Origin of the sequence: Pseudomonas sp. GL-B-26 (assembly GCF_019947405.1) — a bacterium.
Lineage (GTDB): Bacteria > Pseudomonadota > Gammaproteobacteria > Pseudomonadales > Pseudomonadaceae > Aquipseudomonas.
In genome coordinates this window covers 165,331-182,096 of the sequence record NZ_JAGYGJ010000001.1, presented here as the reverse complement: position 1 = coordinate 182,096, position 16,766 = coordinate 165,331, and the positions used below count along the sequence as shown (strand labels likewise).

11 protein-coding genes are annotated in these 16,766 nt (G+C 61.5%); all 11 read right to left on the bottom strand.

From position 1 onward, the window contains the following. Nucleotides 1-125: 125 nt before the first annotated feature. The 11 genes from KGB23_RS00865 to KGB23_RS00815 are packed head-to-tail and all read right to left on the bottom strand — an operon-like array spanning nucleotide 126 to nucleotide 16,536. Nucleotides 126-1,553: a vWA domain-containing protein gene (locus KGB23_RS00865; protein WP_223429548.1), complete on the bottom strand. Its 1,428-nt coding sequence runs from the start codon at nucleotides 1,551-1,553 to the stop codon at nucleotides 126-128. A 56-nt stretch (nucleotides 1,554-1,609) separates the two neighbouring features. Continuing rightward, nucleotides 1,610-2,116: a hypothetical protein gene (locus KGB23_RS00860; RefSeq protein ID WP_150657666.1), complete on the bottom strand. Its 507-nt coding sequence runs from the start codon at nucleotides 2,114-2,116 to the stop codon at nucleotides 1,610-1,612. A 4-nt stretch (nucleotides 2,117-2,120) separates the two neighbouring features. After that, entirely contained in the window at nucleotides 2,121-2,855 is a 735-nt protein-coding gene (locus tag KGB23_RS00855; protein WP_223429547.1) for a hypothetical protein, read from the bottom strand. Nucleotides 2,856-2,889: 34 nt separating this feature from the next. Then, nucleotides 2,890-4,434, bottom strand: a complete 1,545-nt coding sequence (locus KGB23_RS00850; protein WP_223429546.1) for an SUMF1/EgtB/PvdO family nonheme iron enzyme — start codon at nucleotides 4,432-4,434, stop codon at nucleotides 2,890-2,892. Beyond that, nucleotides 4,424-5,647: an ABC transporter permease gene (locus KGB23_RS00845; RefSeq protein ID WP_223429545.1), complete on the bottom strand. Its 1,224-nt coding sequence runs from the start codon at nucleotides 5,645-5,647 to the stop codon at nucleotides 4,424-4,426. The genes KGB23_RS00850 and KGB23_RS00845 overlap by 11 nt, the downstream gene beginning before the upstream one ends. Then, nucleotides 5,631-6,332 (bottom strand): ABC transporter ATP-binding protein, encoded by a 702-nt coding sequence (locus tag KGB23_RS00840; protein WP_056738715.1) that lies wholly within the window; start codon nucleotides 6,330-6,332, stop codon nucleotides 5,631-5,633. Before KGB23_RS00840 ends, KGB23_RS00845 begins: the two co-directional genes overlap by 17 nt. Nucleotides 6,333-6,342: 10 nt before the next feature. Then, nucleotides 6,343-8,337 (bottom strand): vWA domain-containing protein, encoded by a 1,995-nt coding sequence (locus KGB23_RS00835; RefSeq protein ID WP_223429544.1) that lies wholly within the window; start codon nucleotides 8,335-8,337, stop codon nucleotides 6,343-6,345. Next, nucleotides 8,337-9,368, bottom strand: a complete 1,032-nt coding sequence (locus tag KGB23_RS00830) for a hypothetical protein (protein ID WP_223429543.1) — start codon at nucleotides 9,366-9,368, stop codon at nucleotides 8,337-8,339. The genes KGB23_RS00835 and KGB23_RS00830 overlap by 1 nt, the downstream gene beginning before the upstream one ends. A gap of 3 nt (nucleotides 9,369-9,371) precedes the next feature. Continuing rightward, nucleotides 9,372-12,083: a putative virulence factor gene (locus KGB23_RS00825; RefSeq protein ID WP_223429542.1), complete on the bottom strand. Its 2,712-nt coding sequence runs from the start codon at nucleotides 12,081-12,083 to the stop codon at nucleotides 9,372-9,374. Continuing rightward, complete coding sequence (locus KGB23_RS00820; protein ID WP_223429541.1) at nucleotides 12,080-15,145, bottom strand: virulence factor SrfB; 3,066 nt, start codon at nucleotides 15,143-15,145, stop codon at nucleotides 12,080-12,082. Before KGB23_RS00820 ends, KGB23_RS00825 begins: the two co-directional genes overlap by 4 nt. A gap of 17 nt (nucleotides 15,146-15,162) precedes the next feature. Next, nucleotides 15,163-16,536 (bottom strand): SrfA family protein, encoded by a 1,374-nt coding sequence (locus KGB23_RS00815; protein WP_223429540.1) that lies wholly within the window; start codon nucleotides 16,534-16,536, stop codon nucleotides 15,163-15,165. Between the last annotated feature and the right edge of the window lie 230 nt (nucleotides 16,537-16,766).

The window sequence follows — 16,766 nt, the reverse complement described above, 5'->3', positions numbered from 1 at the left end:
TTCGCGAGCAAGCCCGCTCCCACATTTGATCTCCAGTGATCACAAATTTTGTGTTCACCACCGATCTAATGTGGGAGCGGGCTTGCTCGCGATGGGGTCACCTCAATTCAGGATCTGCCCCCAAGCTAGTCACACTTGGCATTGCTCGATACTTCCTTGCTCGCCAGTTTCAACTGTTTGGCCAATTCAGCCGCATTGGTGCTGTTGTAAACCCTGCCACCGGTGTTTTCGGCGATGCAGCGCGACGGGCCACCGGCGCCGATTTTCACCACGTTAACCCGCAGACGCGGTTGTTCCCTGGCGATTTGGCGGGACACGGCGCAGGCGTCTTTATCGCAACCGTCCTCGCCGTCGACGAACATCACGATTACGGCATCGTTATTGCGCCCGTCGACCTTGCTGGCGGCGTAGGCCAGGCTGTCGGCCAGCGGTGTGCCATCGTTGGGAACCAGACCGCGAATCCCGTTGATCAGCCGCGGGCGGTCGCCAAACTTGAACACGCCCTGGTCCGGTGTTCTTTCGCAACCGGCGAAGGTGATCAGGCGCGTGTCGATCTTCGGGTCCAGGCCATTGATCATGCCGGCCAGCGAGTCCTTGGCGACGTCCATGCGGCTGGGCTTGGCGAAGATCTGCATGGTGCGGTTCGGGTCCAGGTACTTGTTCATCTCATTGCCGAAGAACCAGTCCTCATCGGATTTCACCGACTTGATGTTCAAATCCATCGAACCCGAGGTGTCGAGTACCACCACAAATTGCGGGGGCACGGCATCAGGCGCTTTTTTACGGCACGCGTAGTTGTCCAGCGTCGGGGCTGGAGGTGGCGGCGGTGGCGGTGGCGGCGCGGCCACTACCGGTTTTGGTGGTGGGACCGGCTTGGGTGGCGGTACCGGTTCTGGCGCGGGTACTGGTTCTGGTGCTGGAGCAGGTTCCGGTTCCACGACAGGCTCGGGTACCGGCTCAACCGGTTTTTCCACTGGCGTCACCACTGGCGCTACCGGCGCTACCGGTGGAACCACGACCACCGGTTCACGGTGCAGGAACCACCAGAGCCACAGCGCCAGCAGCAACAGCAGCGCAAGCAAGGCCGCCGCGATCCACCAGCCACGGCGCGACGGCGGAACAACCGGCACCACTGGAACCACCGGCGGCACGATCGGTTTGGGCGGACGCAGGTTCCAGCGCACCACCAACGGCTCACCGTTGAGGCTGTAGAGTTTGTCCAGCTCCGGCGTGCCGAGCAGGCTGCGCAGGTCTTGCGCTTCCGTCGGTTGACCGCGTTTTTGCAGTTCGTCCGCCAGCTGTCCGAGGGACGTCTGACGCACTTCATAGGTTTCCAGCAAACGTCGTTGCGCGTCCTCGTTGAGGTCGGCGTAGGGCGTGGGTTGGCCACCCAGTTCGGTCCACCATTCCAGCACGTCGCCGCTGCCCATCCGCGGGATGGCAAACAGGCTGGCGACGGTCGGCGGAAAGTGTTTCTGGATGAGGGCGACTTTGGCTTGCAGCGCACTCATCCCCTCCGGTGTGGCTTGCGCATCCCTGATGACCCGCTGCATGACGACGATTCCTGAAAAAGTGCAGGCCTCCGTCGGGAGGCCTGCGGGGTGAAAAGTTACTCTTCGTAGCCGAGGCTGAATTGCAGCTGGTTGACCTTCTTCTGCAGCGCCTTCAGTTCTTGCTGCTTGGCCGCCAGCGTCGCTGGCGTTGATTTGGCCATTGGCGCCGCTTGCGAAGCCTTGAGCTGCTGCTCGAGGCCGGCAATCTGCTTCTGCACCTGGCTTTCATTGCCGCGCCGGGCCTTGAGTGAGGTCAGCAGTTGCCCCAGCGACTGATTCAGCGCCGCCTGGGATTTCTGCTGGCTCGCCAGGTCGGTTTTCGTGCTGAGTTGCTGGGCCTGAATGTCCTCGTACACCTTTCGGAACATTGCGTTTTGCTGACGGGACTCGCTCAGGGCCAGTTCCTTCTGCTTGACCTGATCGCTGTAACCACCGGAGTAGTCGCAGTTCATCTTGGTCAGCATGCTGCTGTCGCGATTGGTCGCATCGCATTCGCCCGGCTTGGTCGCGCAACCGCTCAAGGCCAGGACGGCAGTGAGGACCGCCAGTTGTCGTAGCGTCATGTGCTTAGCCCAGGGTGATTGCGGAGCGTTGGCTGTACAGACCGTCGACTTCCTTCTGCAGGGCAGCGACTTTCTGGTTCATTTTCATAATGTTCATGTCCACCTGCTTGATCTCGGCGCCGGCGGCACCTTGTGCACGCTCGGCGTCTGCCACTTTGGTGTACTCGGTGACTTTGACGCGCATGTTGCCGAGGTCTTTACGCAGGCGCGCGATGTTCGAATCGATCTCGGCGATTTGCACCTGGGCCTTGGTCTTGTCGACTTTCTTGTTGGCGATGTCCTTTTTGATCTGGGCGATTTGCGCCTGGTCATCTTTGATCACTTGCTGAGCGGTCTCGGTACGGGCGATCACGTTCTGGGTGTCTCGTTCGACGTCGCTGTTCATTTTAGCCAGGCGGGTGGTGGTGTCGGAGTATTCGCTGCGACGCTGATCCAGGTAGTAGTTCGCGCCCATGGCCACGCCACACGCGGTAATACCGGCGGCAACGGCGCACACGGCTTTGTTGCTGCTGTTGGACAGCGCGCAAGCGAGGATGCCGGCACCGGCACCGACGGCGCAGGCCTGGTAGCCGGACTTGCTGAAGAACTCTGCGTCTTGACCCTGGGTCAGGCGCGGGTCGGTCCCGTCGCTGTCGCCGAGCATGGAGCTACCGGTGTTGGCGCAACCGGTCAGCAGCAGGCTGCCGGCGAGTACGAAAGCGATCTGTAGCTTGAAGCGAGTCCAAAGGCTGCGCGACATGGTGAAACTCCTAGGTGACGGTGTGGGCATGTTGTTATTGAGTGACGGTTTTGCAGCTGTTCAGCCAGGCTTCAGTGTCGATCTTCTGCTTTTGCAGGAACGTCTTCTGATTGGCCCAGTGGGTGCGCAAGTAAGGTTTGAGGTCTTGCAGCTGTTTGTTGCGGGTGATGATTTCTTCCATCACCGGGACCTGCGTTTCAAGCAATGGCTGGCCGTACAAGGTCGCCGATTCCACCAGGCTGCTGGCGTAGTAACGGCTGAGTTTGTGCAGGCGATCCTTCTGCTCGTCAAGCTTGCCTTTGCGCATGTCGCAGCTCGCATCTTTGTCCGCGGCTTCGCAATTAAGTTTGTAGTTTTTTTGCAGGAAGTCCACGTACTGGCCGTCGTCTAGCATCTTGGTGCACAAGAATGCGCCCAGATTGAGGCTGGCGCGAATCGCCTGGTCACGGGTTTCTTCCTGCTGCTGGTTACTGGCGCGCAGCTGGTTTTCCAGCGCCTGGAGTTTTTCCTTGAGCGCTTTGTCTTCGACGCCCGAGGCCAGGCTGTTCAGAGATTGCACGGTGCCTTTGTCGGCGGATTCGGTTTCCTTGCTGCCGGTGCCGAGTTTCTTCCAGCTGCTTTCGATGCTGGCGACCCGTTCGCGAGAGGTGAGGGTCGGGGAGACCAGCACCAGTCGCAGGCCGGTAGTTTTGTTTTTCACCTGACCGTCGGCGTTGTAATACGGCTCTTCCTTGCGCAACGCAGTTCGCAGGTCGGCCTGCGCGGTCAGGTAGTTGCCGCCACGCACGACGTAGCCGCCGGCCTGGCCGTGCTGGCGGTCGAGTTTGTTCAGGCGAAACGGTTCGAACATCATCTCGTCGACGTTGCCGAGCATGTCGTGCAGGCCCAATGGATTGGGTTTTTGCAGGCCGGACAACTGCACTTTGCCGTTGGACGATTGCGCCCCGGCGAACCACTCGTAAGCGTTGATGCCGTCGGGCATCGGGTAACGCGTGTCGCGAAATTCCGCCGCGCCGACTTCCAGGCCGCCGCGAGCGGCGAACTCCCACTCGACTTCCGTCGGCAGGCGCAGGAAGCCCAGCGCGCCGTCTTCTTTCGGCAATTTGCCGGCAGCGTTTTTGCGCAGCCACAGGTTGTATTTGTCGGCGGCGTCGATGGCTTGCACCCAACTCACCGCCGTTTGCGGCACGCGCATTTTGGTGGCGGCGGTGGGGCAGGTTGCTTCGGTCAGCGCAGCGTATTGCAACTGACTCATTTCGTACTTGGCCATCAGGTAGTAGCGGGATTTGTCGTTTTTCGCGCCAGTGAAACTGCCGGCGATAAAGGTCGGTCGGGTCTGTTCGACGTAGCCGTATTCCGCGCCGTCCTGACCGATGTTGATCGGATAGTCGTCGAGCGGGCCGGCCACCGGAATGAACACCTTGCGAAATACCATGGAGCCTTCGCAGGGCATCGGCAGCACCACGTCGGCGGCATCCGGCATCGGGTTGTAAAATTTCTCTTCCCAGCCCGCCGCCGAGGTGTCGAGCAGGTAGCCGAGGCTCAGGGGCAACAGCAAGCCAAAACGTTTATAGCTCACGCAGACTCTCCGCAGGTTGGATGTTGATGGCTCGCAGGGCGCCGATCACGGCCACCAATGCGGCGACCAGAAAGGTCAGGAGCAGGGCGGCAATGCCATGCCAGACAGTGATGTGGCAAACGAAGGTGCCGGTGGCCTGGCTGCTGCCGAGCAGGTAGTCGAACAAATGACTGCCGACGGCATAAAACCCCAGCCCGCCGACGTAGCCAGCAAGGCTCAGCACCAGCGCCTGCAAGACCACAAAACCGCCGACGGCCCGGCGCTTGAAACCCAGCAGACGCAGGACCGCGAGGCTTTTACGCTTGCGGTCGATGTTGGCCAGGAACGCACCGACCATCGACGCCACGCAGCCGATCAGCGCCGCCACGGCGATCACGCCGAAGATCAGCCCCAGCACATGGTTGATGGCTTTGACGTTATCGATGTCGGCCAGCCGGCTCGAGGTTTCGATGTGTTGTTCGTTGAGCCAGTGCTCCAGCGGCGCGACCTGATCGATGTCGCGCGCATACACACGGGCGCGAGCATACAGCGGTTGCAGATTGCCCAGAGGCTTGCCGGTCTCAACGCCGAACGCACTGACCTGATAACCGTCGCGAAAGCGCTCCAGATCCAGCAACAGCGGCGGGGCGACAAACCCGGCAGCGCGGCCGAAGCGGGCGCCGTCGAGCACTGCCAGCACCGTCAGCGTCATCTCGCCGCGCTCGTTAACACCTTCCAGACGGCGCAAGGCTCGCAGCTGCACGCTGTCGCCGACCTTGGCCTGCAAGCGTTGCGCGGCGCGGGCGCTGAGGATTACTTGATTGCCGACCGGGTTGAGCGGCGCCAGGTTCAGTTGTGGGTCGCCCGGCTCGGTGGCGATGATTTCAGCGCCTTCGACAAACCGTTGCATGCCGATCAGCAGGTCAGCCTGGGTATTGAGCGAGCGCGTCTGGCCGAGGGCAAAACCGGTTTCGGGGCGCAGGCGCAAACGCTCGATCCATGCAGTGTCGTAGTTGCCGTTGCTGAGCATCTTCACTTCAAGGTTGCGTGGGTCGCGCAGCAGTTCGCCCTGCAACTGGCTGACCACTCCGTGCTTGAGCCCGAACAGCAGCAGCAACGGCGCGATCACCGCCACCAAGGAGGCGGCGATGCACAGCGAGACCTTGCGGTCGTGCCAGAGGTCTTGCAGCGCCAGTGAGCCCAGCAGGCGCAAGCGATCAGTCCATCGGTTCAAACAGAGTCTCTCCCTGACGGCTGATAGCGCCGAGGCGCGGTAAGCCGAAATCCTTCAGCAAGGCCCAGTCATGGGACACGACGAGCGCACTCAGGCCCATGTTCGACACCAGGCTCAGCAGCAACTCGAACAAACGCCGGGCGCTGTGAGGGTCGAGCGCGGCGGTCGGCTCGTCGGCCAACAGCAGCAGCGGTTCATGGGCAATGGCGCGCACACAGGCAACGCGCTGGCGTTCGCCGATCGACAAGGCCTGAGGTTGTTTATCCAGCAACCCTTGCAGGCGCAACACGTCAACGGCGTGGTCGATGTGCTCGCTCTTCACCGACATCCCGAGCAAACGGCGCGGCAGGCTGATGTTGTCGCGCACGCTGAGGAACGGCAGCAAGCCGCCGCTCTGCAAAATGAACCCCAAATGCCGGGAGCGCACCGCCGCCAAGGCTGGCTGATCATCGCTGGCAAGCAGTTGGGCGATGTCCTGATCGTGGGTTGCGCCTAGCCGAAAACGCTCGAGTTCGACCGGCGCCAGCAACAGGCCGATGGCTTCGAGCAGCGTGCTTTTGCCGCTGCCGCTCTCGCCGGTGATGGCGAGGATTTCTCCGGCACCGACCTGCAAATGCGGCAGGCGCACGTGATGGGCCAACGCGCCGTCACCACGGCGCACCAGCAAGTTCTTGATATCGAGCATCAGCGTCTCGTTAAGGCATCATTTCGAGTGGCACGGGGTACACGTTGTCCCGCGCATCGCTGTCCTTGGCTAAAGCAACCCAGCGGTCGACGTCAGCGTTGTAACGCTGGTAGTGCCGCAGCTTGGTATTGAGCGTGCGGATGAATTTCTCCTGCGCCAGGCCATCCCAGCTCTTCCAGGTTTCTTCGTCCAGGTTCAATACTTCGCTCTGATACGGCAGGTCTTCGAGGTACTCGCCGAGCACACCCATGTCCGCCAGTTTGGCTTTGCTGTTCTGCTTGAGCTGATTCGGGTCGGCGCCCATGGTCGCAGCGACCGAACGCAGGCGCTCGAACATTTCCGTCGGCGAAATCAGGCCTTCGTTGGCGGCGTCGAGGATCTGCTTCATCACGTCGCTCAAGTCGCTGAGCTGGGATTTGGTCAGCAGCACCCGCACATCGGTGGTCGGGATGTTCTGCTTGATCAGGTCGCGGTCGGTGATCCACGCCTTGAACACCGGTGGCGCCTTGCTGTTGGTCTTCTCGCCCAGATAGGCGAGTTGCATGGCGTGGCCGATCAGTGCCGCGTCTTCGAGCATTTTCTTCTCGGCCGGGTCCTGCTTGGCGTTCGCCGCGCTGCCGATGGCGTCTTCGCCCATGTAGGCGGCTTTCACCTGCGTCGTGATTGCGGCGGCCAGTGCATCGACCTTGCGGCCGAACTCCTGCACATCGCCCGCATTTACCGGGTAGTACAGCGAGGTGTTGGTGCCAGGGTAAGTCGACAGGTCCCGGTACTGCGCCTCGGCCTTGGTGTGGTCCTTGGCCCCGGCTGGGGTTTTCAAGTGCAGCGTATAGATAGCTACGCCCGGATTGGCGGCCTCGATACGCACCTGCGCTGCGCTCAACCCGGTCTTCGACAGTTTGTCGTCGCCCTCGATGGCGCCCGCATCGGTGATCAACACCACGTAGCGCGCACCGAACTGGCTCCAGTCGACCTTGTCGATGCTCTCCATGACGCCGGCAAATGAGTCCTCATCGAAGCTGCTGCTCGAGACGGTGGCCTGTTTGAGGTCGGCGATCTTGGCGAAAAAGTCGGCGCTGTCTTTCACCTTGGTAGGGTCGGCGTACATCTTGGTGGTGTATTCCAGCCCCGGCACCGCCTGGGTGTTGGAGCGGAAAGCCACCATGCCGAACTTGACCTGCTTGCCGAGGTTCTGCGCTTCGATCCGCTGATAAACCTTGCGGATCGCCTCACGAGTACGGTCAATGTACGGGTCCATCGAAATCGTCGAGTCGATGACAAACACCACCGCCGCACTGAATTCTTTCAGTTGGCTGGCCGTTTTGTCTTCGGCTTCCTTGCCACCGGCAGCGCTGTTGGCAGCACCGCCGCCCTTGGCGTTCTTGTCATCCGGCTTGCTGACCGAAGCGACATTGAGCAGGCGCGTGCGGAAACCGCTTTCGGTCATGACTTCTTCGCCACTGAGCACCGGCAGCAGGTAGAACTGCTTTTGCAGGTCGACGAAGTATTCAGGTTCTTCGGCCAGTACGCCCGGTGCTTGTTTGCCCTTTTTCAGCGTGGCCCGCAGCGGCGCGACTTTGCTGACCGGGTCCGGCGCATCGAGGATGCCTTCGACGGTGGCGCGGTCCTTGAAGAACAGCAACCGGTCGCGGTTGGCCGGGTTGGTGAAGGCAAGTGTCAGCTGCATCTTCCAGTCGGTGGTGCAGCTGGCAGGAAGCCAGCCAATGGTTTTGCCGTAGCTGTCGGGGCCGACTTTCAGCCACTCGGCATTCGCCGCTTGAGCACGCTCGTACACATAAAAGCGGCTGAAGACCGGTTGTGCGTCACCTGCGGCACCGCCCGCCGTCGGGCTGAGCTTGCAGCCCGGGGTGGTCAGCACGCGCTGGAACAAGGTCTTTTTACCGGCCTGGATCAGCGGTTTGTCATCGGCCTGGGACAACGGGCTAATGCACAGCGCCAGCAACGTGGCACCGCTCAACAGGAATCGACTCAGGGGCGAACGCATCACTTCTGCAACTCCTCGAAACGCTGTTTGGCTTCGGCGTTGTTCGGGTCCTGGGTGAGGATCGTTTCGTACCAATAGGCGGCAGTGGCGTTGTCCGCGACTGGGAAACACTCGCTGGCTTTCAGGTATTTAGGGTCGTATTCGCGGGCATAAGCGTTGGCGATCAGCGCGTCACCGGCCTGGGCACGGTTGGCGTACAAGCGCTGGGCGACGCCGCAGTGTTTGCCGGCCTTGGCCTGGTTGATGATCTCCAGCAACTTGGCACTGTCGGGCGCAGCCTTGATGCAGGTCTGGACGAAGGTCAATTCGGGCAGGCTGTTCATGCTCTCGAGGGTGCAGGCTTGAGTGTCAGCGCCGGCCGGTGCGCCGGCAGGGGCTGCGGCCACCGGGGCTGGCGCCGGAGTGCGTTTGTAAAACCAGAATCCGCCGCCCGCTGCCAGCAGCAACAACACGACAATCAATAGGCCGATCAGGCCTTTGTTGCTTTTCTTCACCGGTGCGGGAGACGGCGTGTAGTCGCGCTCGGTGAGTACCGACTCCAATTCCACTTCGGGCTCGGCGGTGGACAGGACCAGTTCAGGCAGCTCCGGGATTTCCGGGATTTCCGGTGCCGGTGCACTCGGCGCCGTCAGATCGGCGCCGCCGTAGGTCGAGCGCGTCTGGCCGCCGGCCGTGGACGGCAACACGCCAACACCTGGCCGAACCACGCCTTTGTCGGCGTGACCTTGGCTCTGTTCGCGCAGTTCGATCTGGAATTGCGAGTTGGCGCCGCCTTCCAGCAGCGGGTCGACCACGTCCGGGCCGACCTGCGCTTCCAGCCCTTCGCCGCTGGCCGTGACGTTGAAGCGCGAGACCTTGAACCAGAATGGATTGTTGCTCCAGGCCTTGTGGTCCTGGAGGTAAAAACCGTCCTGGTTACGCTGAATGGAAAACTCCAGCTGTTCCTCGCCACCCTGCCATTTCTTCACAGTGAGGCGGGCCTGGCCAGGCACATTGGGCTCTAACGCGAGCAGGTCGACACGAATTGGCATTGCTTATCTCGCTGTGAAGGCTGTGAGCACTTGGCCCAGCCGTTCATTCTGTTCAGGGGTGATTTCGCGACCGGCACCATGGCCGGCGTTGTCCTGCGTGATGTAGGCCAGGCCCGAGAGCCAGTCGCCGAGATACCGCTGCGCCTGATTCGCCGGTTGCGCCGACAATACGGGCACTTGTCCGGGACTGATGTCGGTGTAGAACGAGAACAGCGGCGCCTTGGTTCCGGCGCGACTGTTCGGACGCTCGCTCACCGGCTTCTGCAGGTAGCCGAACCACGACACGAAATCGCGCAGCACCCGTTGCACTTCCAGGACCTGGCGCTCGACCAGTTGATCGCGCCGCGCGCCACTTTGTGCACGTTTGAGGACTGCGCGGCTCAGTTGCCCCGGCAAGTCCTGGCGATAACCGGCGGTGATCAGTTCGTCGACCACCGCTTCCAACAAGGCCTTTTCCAGACCGAGCAGGTTGAGCAGGCTTTGGCGGGTGGTCAGTTCACGCAGGTGTGCGATCCAGGCCTTGAACGCGGCTTTGGCGAAACGGTGCTCGTTGCTTTGCAGTTCGGGTGCCGGGGTGCCGGTGTTGCTGCTGACCGGCGTGTCAGGGCTCGTGTCGTCACCAAAATCGAAATCGAAACCGGCGTCGTTGCCATACAGGCTCTGGCTCGGTGTCGGGGCGACTGGCTCATCGTTCGCGGCCGACTCGTCATCAGTTTCGTACACGCCACTGAGGTACAGGTCGCGGACCTCTTCACTCGGCATGTCGAGTTGATCGATCAACTCGCCGAGTACCGCCGGACGACGTCCCAGGCCGGACAGAATCATCTGCGCCTGGGCTTTCTTGGCGGCAGCGGCACCGTCGCCGTCGGCGTGGTACCAGGTACTCAGGCCATGAGTGGTCAGGCCTTCGAGGCATTCGCTCAATTGCTCGCGGATGCGCTGCAGTTTGAATTCGATATTGGCTACGCCCTTGAAACTACCGCTGAAGTGGCTGATGCCACCGTCATCGTTGCGCAGCATTTCTTTCCAGGCGTTGGCAGGATCGTGGATGTGTTTGCACACCAGGTCGTTGCCGGCAAAGCTTGTACCCAGGGCGTCGACGCGCTCCTGGTAGCTGGCATTGAGGCCGGTTTCGGCACCCGTCGCGTCTTGTTCGATGAACGCCGCGTCCATGCGCGGTTTGCGCACCAGGAAGGTGTTCTGGAACGGCGTACCGGCCCAGTCGTTCATCCAGCTCAAGCTGCCGAAGCGCTCCAGCATGGTCAGCTTGACCATGCCGTTCCAGCTCTCGTCGTACTGATCAGGCGTCAGGCTCAGGGAGTTGGTGATGCGCAGGTCGAGCATGGTCAGCGCCCAGATCAGACCAGTGTCGCGCTTGCTGCGAGCGGCCGAGTCGGCGCCTTGGGTCTTTTCGATCCAGCGCGTCAGCACCGGGCCGACGTCGTTGACGTCGCTCTGCTTGGTCGAGCCGGTGCAGACCACCAGCGCGTTCATTTCCTGGTTATCGGTGTAGCGTTCGAACAGGTAGGCGACCTTGCCACGCAGGATCAGCTGCGAAACGGAGTTGTCCTTGGTGGCGGATTGCGGGTCGTTGGAGTCGGCGATCTCGTGCAGTTTCTTGCGCCCGCGATAACCGGGGAAGTCCAGCAAGTCGACCTGGTTGACGATGTCGTCCGCCGGGGCTTCGATCAGGCCGAAGGTCATCTCGGCGGTCAGTGCCGCCAATTGCGCAACCGCAATGCCCTGACTGTTTTGCAGGCGTCCGTCGACCTGGGGCCGCACGTCTATCGGCAAGTCCAGCGGGCTGCCGAAGCGCTCGAGGATGTCGACGTTCATGATGCTGTCGCGCTGGCTGTAAGTGTCGTTTTCGAAACTCACCAAGGCATGCAGCGGGGCGAACACGGTCTCGGGCAGGCCCAGCTTGTGCAGCGTGCCGGCCAGTTGCTGGTACACGCGCGTCAGTTCGCTTTGCTCACCCCACAGGATTGAAAACAGCTCGGCACGTTCCTGGAAATTCAGCCGTGGCGCCAGTTGCAACGCCGTGGGCCAATACAGGTGTTCGAGTTTCTTCACCGAATTGCGGAAGTTGTCCCGCAGGTAATCCCACAGCGACACCAGATCGTCGGCGTTGACACCCGGTTGCAGCGGCCCGGTTTCCCGACCTTCGAACGGTTTCAGCACGCGCAGGATGCGTTCTTCGTCGATCTCGTAGGAAATCCGTTCAAGGTCGAAATCCTTGAACCAGGAGTTGGCCAGAATTTTCGCCAGCTCGATTTCCTTGAACAGGGTCAGCTCGACCGGGAACTGCGGATCCTGGCTCGGCGTGGCGCGACGGCTGAAGCGCGTCACCAGGCCGGTGGCTTCCTTGCCGCCACCCACCGGGTTGATGTGCTTGATGAAGTCCAGGCGCTGGCCACCGAAATCGGTTTCCAGTTTGCCGTTCTGACCGGCCGCGAGGGCAGAAATCAGGTAGGACTTGCCGGCCTGGGACAAGCCGAAAAAGCCGATGGTCATCGGCGTGCAGGCCACGCGACCGAGGCTTTGAGCCAGGTTGCGGGCACGGTGCAGGCGGATGTTCAGGTTGTCGGCTTCGCTGTCCAGGCGCGGCGCGTTGCCGCGCGTCTGGCCAATCCAGTCCAGAGCCTGACCGGCACCGTTATAAACAGCGGCCCAACTGGCAGAGAGCTGAGTTTGATCGGGGGTCAGATCATTCATTTGCGTTTCACACTTCCACTGTCGAGCCAGTACTTGGTCTCGCTCAGGCCGGCGTCGAGCATGGTGTTGAGTTCCAGCTCGAGGTCGCTGCGCGGGTTGAAGTTGACGTTGTTACTGTTGGATTCGATGTCGCGAACCGAGAGGCGGTCGCTGACCAGATCCTGCTTGCGCGTGTATTTGTCCGCCGGTTTGACCTCGAACCGCACCTTGAGCAGCGGCGCGCTGCCGTTTTCACCGATCGCGCGGGAAAACTTCTCCCGACCGGCCTTGGTGAACCGCAAGGTGTACAGCGGCGAGGCGGCCCAGCGATCGGCGGCCAACTGACGGAAACCGAGGCGCAGATCGCCGCGCATTTCCAGTTGTGGCGTGTCGGCAGCATCGCCAACGCCGATTTCCGGCAGCTTGATTTTGTAGTCTTCGGACTGGATGTCGCGGTACAGCACGTCGGCATCCTTGATCACGTTGTTCAGGTCAATGACGCCGATGTGCTTGACGGTCGAATACGGCTTGAGCGCCGAAGCACGGAAGTAGAAGTTCGGCACGCTGTGGTTGGCGCACAACAGGCAGAGCATGGCGCCCACCGACGCGGTGCTTTTCGGGTCGTCGATCCGGCCGTTCTTGTGGAACGGATACCAGCCGCCGGTGCGGTAGTTTTGCAGCGCCAGAATGCGCCCCGGTGGCAGCGGCAGTACCTTGCGAATGAACGCCTGGATGCCGGGCAGGCGCGAAGGGCGGCCGGTCAGCAGCAAGACATCGCACGGGTAATGCGCGACCACTTCACACAGCGCACCGAGAATCTTGGTTATGTTGATTTGGTCGTTGAGGAACGCGGCGTGGAGCTTCTGCAGGTCGAAACTGATCGGCGCGTCATACAGGTCGAAACCGCTCTGACCGCCGACATCGCGGCGCACGGCGGCGTTGACGTAGTCGAGCACGGTCTGGCTGATCGCATTGTCGCCGAGCAATTGGCGGTAGCTTTGCGGGGTGACTTCTTGCGGCACTTGCGGATCGTAATGCTCGTACGCCTTGAGCAGCGCCAGACCCAGCGGTGCGAACACCTGCAGGTTCAGTTGCTGGCGCAGAATCATGTCCTGGGCGCTGACCGATTCATCGCCACACAGGCGTGACATCAGCGAGTCCGGGGCTTTCACGCCGGCGTTCTGCAAGGCTTTTTCGAAGCTCGGCAGGATGAAGTCCTGAATCACGTCCAGCAGGATGTCATCGCCGGCCACTTTGAAGCCATCGCGAAAACGCTGCTCGGGCACGATGTGCACGTTGCTGCCGCTGCCGGTGTTGCCGGCGCGGTCTAGGCGATAGTCGGTGATCACCAGGTCGGTGGTGCCGCCGCCGATGTCGATGGTTGCCAGGGTGATGCGTTCGCGGTCGGTCTTGTCGGGGCGGGCGATGGTGTCGAAAAACTCTTCCGGGTGACCGGCGAAGTTCTCGTTGACCTCGGTGTACAGGTACACCAACTGGCCGCAGGAGGCTTCGTCCCATTCCACGCGGATGCTCGGGATCGGCGTGCGCGGGCTGACGGCCTGATCCTGATGCGGATCTTCCTCGCCGGCATGCCAGCCGAGGCTCTTCCACACCAGGCCGATGGCTTGCAGCATGCGTTCGTTGAGGATGCTGCGCTCGGCCTGCGGCATGCCCGGCGGCACGGTCAGGGTGATGCTGTTGAGCTGGCGCGGCACGCGGGTGTGACCCTGGCGTGAACGCTGGGCCGGGCTGTTGATTTGCGACAGCGCCTGGGCCAGTACTTCGGCGAGCATGAAGGTCATCAGCGAGCTGCGCGAGTAACGCGGCATGAACACTGGCAGACGATCGTCTTCTTCGAGGCTGTACAGCGCCTCGCCGGTTTCATTGATCAGGTGCGAGAACGGCGCGGCCGTGGCGTACGGCTCGCTGTCGGTCTTGATGTACGAGCAGTTGAAGCGCCAGCCGTGGCCGTAGGCGTTTTCATCCCACAGATAGCGTTTCGGGCTGGACAGGCCAGTGGACCCTTCGGTGCCGCGACGACGGCTGGCCAGACGGCTGGCCTCATTGCCGACGCGGGCAATCGTGGCCCATTGAAACGCATCGTGACGGCCGCTCTTGACCGAGCAGTGGTCCTTGCCGAAATACGCCTGGGCGAATTCCACGCGGCTTTCGAACGGCAGGTTGTAAGTGTGTTCGGGGGTGATCAGGTCGCGCAGTTCCAGCACGTAGTTTTGCTTCAGCCCGGAACCGGCCTGGCCGTGGTTCTCGATCAGGATGCCGCAGGTGCGCGAGTTGCCGACGTCCAGCACCAGGTCCACCGGAATCGGTTTGACCAGGCCATTGCTGTCGTTGGCGACTACTTTCAGCTCGGGGATTTCAACTTTCGCACGGGCCGTCGACTGCTGGGCGGCTGATGGCTTGCTCAACAGGCTGAGCAAGTTGAGGTAGTGCGCCAGGTGATAGTTGGCGCGGATGTCGGTGTCCAGCTCTGCGCGCGAGCGGTGGGCATTGCCCTCGTTGAACACTTCCAGCAGCCACTCGTTGACCCACGGCTGCGCCAGGAACCAGCGGGTTTCGCTGGCCTTGGTTGCCAGTTTGAAAGACACGCCGGAGCTGATGTCTTCTTCGTTCGGCGCCAGGTAGGCGGTGCCGTCACGCTTGGGCATCACGCGGCTGTCGAACGCCATCGTCAGGCGGTGGGTGTTGCCGTCGATGTCGGGCGTCGCCAGCTTCACCAGACGCATGCGCGACCAGTTGGTCGGACCTTCGTCGAAACGATGCGGCGGCATGAAGCGGAAAAACGGGGTCGGCAGCCAGACACCGTCCAGCAACTCGAGGCTGCTTTTCATGTCGACGCTGAACGCAGGTTTGGCTTTCTCGACCTTTTCCGGTTCAGGTTCGTAGAAAAAGAAGTCTTTCTCTTCGTTGTATGCCAAGCGGCAGATCAGCCCGCTGATCATCGGCGCGAACTCGCCGGCCGGTTCCTTGCGAGGATCCAGGCGTAGCGCGAAATCCATGAACTGGATGCCGGTGTCGCTGACCAGCGTGACGGTGTCTTCGAATTGGGTGACTTCAGGCAACATGTCGGGTTATTCCGTTTTTATTCGGCCACGTGCCGCATGGACATGGGGAATTGTTCTTTTCCGTAACCGCCGGTGCAGTCTGCGACTGTGGTCGCCCCTTTGCGGCAGTTGACCTTGGGCATGTCGTAAGTGCTGCCATCGCCACACACGGCCTGGCCCTGACTGTCGATAGCCAGGCTGCCACCCTTCATGGTAGCGCTCACCGGCCCGCTGCATTTGGTGCCGTCGGCCTGATGTACGGTGACTTCGCCCTTACCGTCCTTGAGCTGGTATTCCAGACGCAGGGGTTTGCCGGTCCGGCGGTCCTGAATACCGGCACCGGCGCGGAACTGGCCGTCGAGGAACTTGGCGGCACCGTCGGCGGCGTCTGGCGGAATGCTCAGGGGAGGGCCGGGTTTTGCGGCGGCGGATTTTTCTGCTTCGGGCGATGTGACATCCGGCGGCGCGGTTTTGTTCTCGGGTGGCGCGGTTGGGGCTTCGGCTGCCGGGTCTTTGGCTGGGTCTTTGGCCAGGTCTGCCGGTGCGGCATCAGCCTCGTTACCCTCGACGGCCGGCGCTTCCACGCCATTCGTTCCGGTCACAGCGGTGCCGGTTCCCGTGGTGGAGCCTACAACGGTGCCCGTCACAGGAACGCCATTGAGCGTCGTGACATTGCCGGTCAGTTGCGGCTCTTCCAGCTGTTTTTCCACCGGCACAATGCCCTCAGGCAGCAGGTCTACCGCCACCAACGGAATCGGGACGCAACCACGCAGACCGAGCAACAGCCACAAAAGCAGCAGCAGGAACGGCAGCAGCAACAGCCACCACCACCAGCGCCGCCACCACGGACGAGCAACCACCGGCACGACGGGCGCAACCACGGGCGCGGCTTCGACCACGGGTGGCAGCGTAAACGCGGGCGGAACTTGATAGAGGCAGTGCAGAGGATCGCGATTGCCGGTACCGGAATGCTCGAAACCCCAAAAGGTCAGCACCGGTTTGCCTTGCACCAGATAGACGAAGTTTTCGTCGGGGAAATGAATCACACGCTTGAGCAGCTTGCCGAACACGGCTTTGTCGCCTTGCTGCTGTTCGCCGGAATCAGTGCCCAGGAAACGCTGGCTCAATTCGTCGAGCGCGGTCTTCAGCGCTTCAAGTTGGCGGCGGGCAGGGGCGCGTTCTTCTTCGGTCGCACTGCTCCACGGGATCACATCGCCGTCGAGGCCGCTGTACCAGTCGATCTGGTTACCGAGCTCATCGCTTTGAGGGATGGCCAGATGATCGACCATTTCAGGGTTTTTGCGGCGAATGGCTTCGCGCAATTGCAGGGCCGCCCGGTATACCGGTTGACCTGTTTCGCCCAGGGCAGTGAATGACCCGCTCTTACCGCTGCGTAATAGTGCCCCGCGCATTCAAACTCCCTATGTTCTGTTGCGCAAAAATGACAGACAAAGGTGTCTGTTCTTGCTCCTGCAATTAGCTGGCGACCTTAATGTCATAATGATGTCGCCGTCAATCTGCCGGAGGTTCAAAACCGTATGAGACTAGCGTAAGTGTACGGAGGTTGCATGAGGTCAATGTGAATTGACTCGGGAAGGCTCAGAGGTGTGCTTTTTAAGCTTGCTGAATCGTTTCATCAGCG

Bases quoted from the DNA above. Each gene is read 5' to 3' on its own strand.
- KGB23_RS00865 (WP_223429548.1), bottom strand. From the start codon at position 1,553: ATGCAGCGGGTCATCAGGGATGCGCAAGCCACACCGGAGGGGATGAGT.
- KGB23_RS00860 (WP_150657666.1), bottom strand. From the start codon at position 2,116: ATGACGCTACGACAACTGGCGGTCCTCACTGCCGTCCTGGCCTTGAGC.
- KGB23_RS00855 (WP_223429547.1), bottom strand. From the start codon at position 2,855: ATGTCGCGCAGCCTTTGGACTCGCTTCAAGCTACAGATCGCTTTCGTA.
- KGB23_RS00840 (WP_056738715.1), bottom strand. From the start codon at position 6,332: ATGCTCGATATCAAGAACTTGCTGGTGCGCCGTGGTGACGGCGCGTTG.
- KGB23_RS00835 (WP_223429544.1), bottom strand. From the start codon at position 8,337: ATGCGTTCGCCCCTGAGTCGATTCCTGTTGAGCGGTGCCACGTTGCTG.
- KGB23_RS00830 (WP_223429543.1), bottom strand. From the start codon at position 9,368: ATGCCAATTCGTGTCGACCTGCTCGCGTTAGAGCCCAATGTGCCTGGC.
- KGB23_RS00825 (WP_223429542.1), bottom strand. From the start codon at position 12,083: ATGAATGATCTGACCCCCGATCAAACTCAGCTCTCTGCCAGTTGGGCC.
- KGB23_RS00820 (WP_223429541.1), bottom strand. From the start codon at position 15,145: ATGTTGCCTGAAGTCACCCAATTCGAAGACACCGTCACGCTGGTCAGC.
- KGB23_RS00815 (WP_223429540.1), bottom strand. From the start codon at position 16,536: ATGCGCGGGGCACTATTACGCAGCGGTAAGAGCGGGTCATTCACTGCC.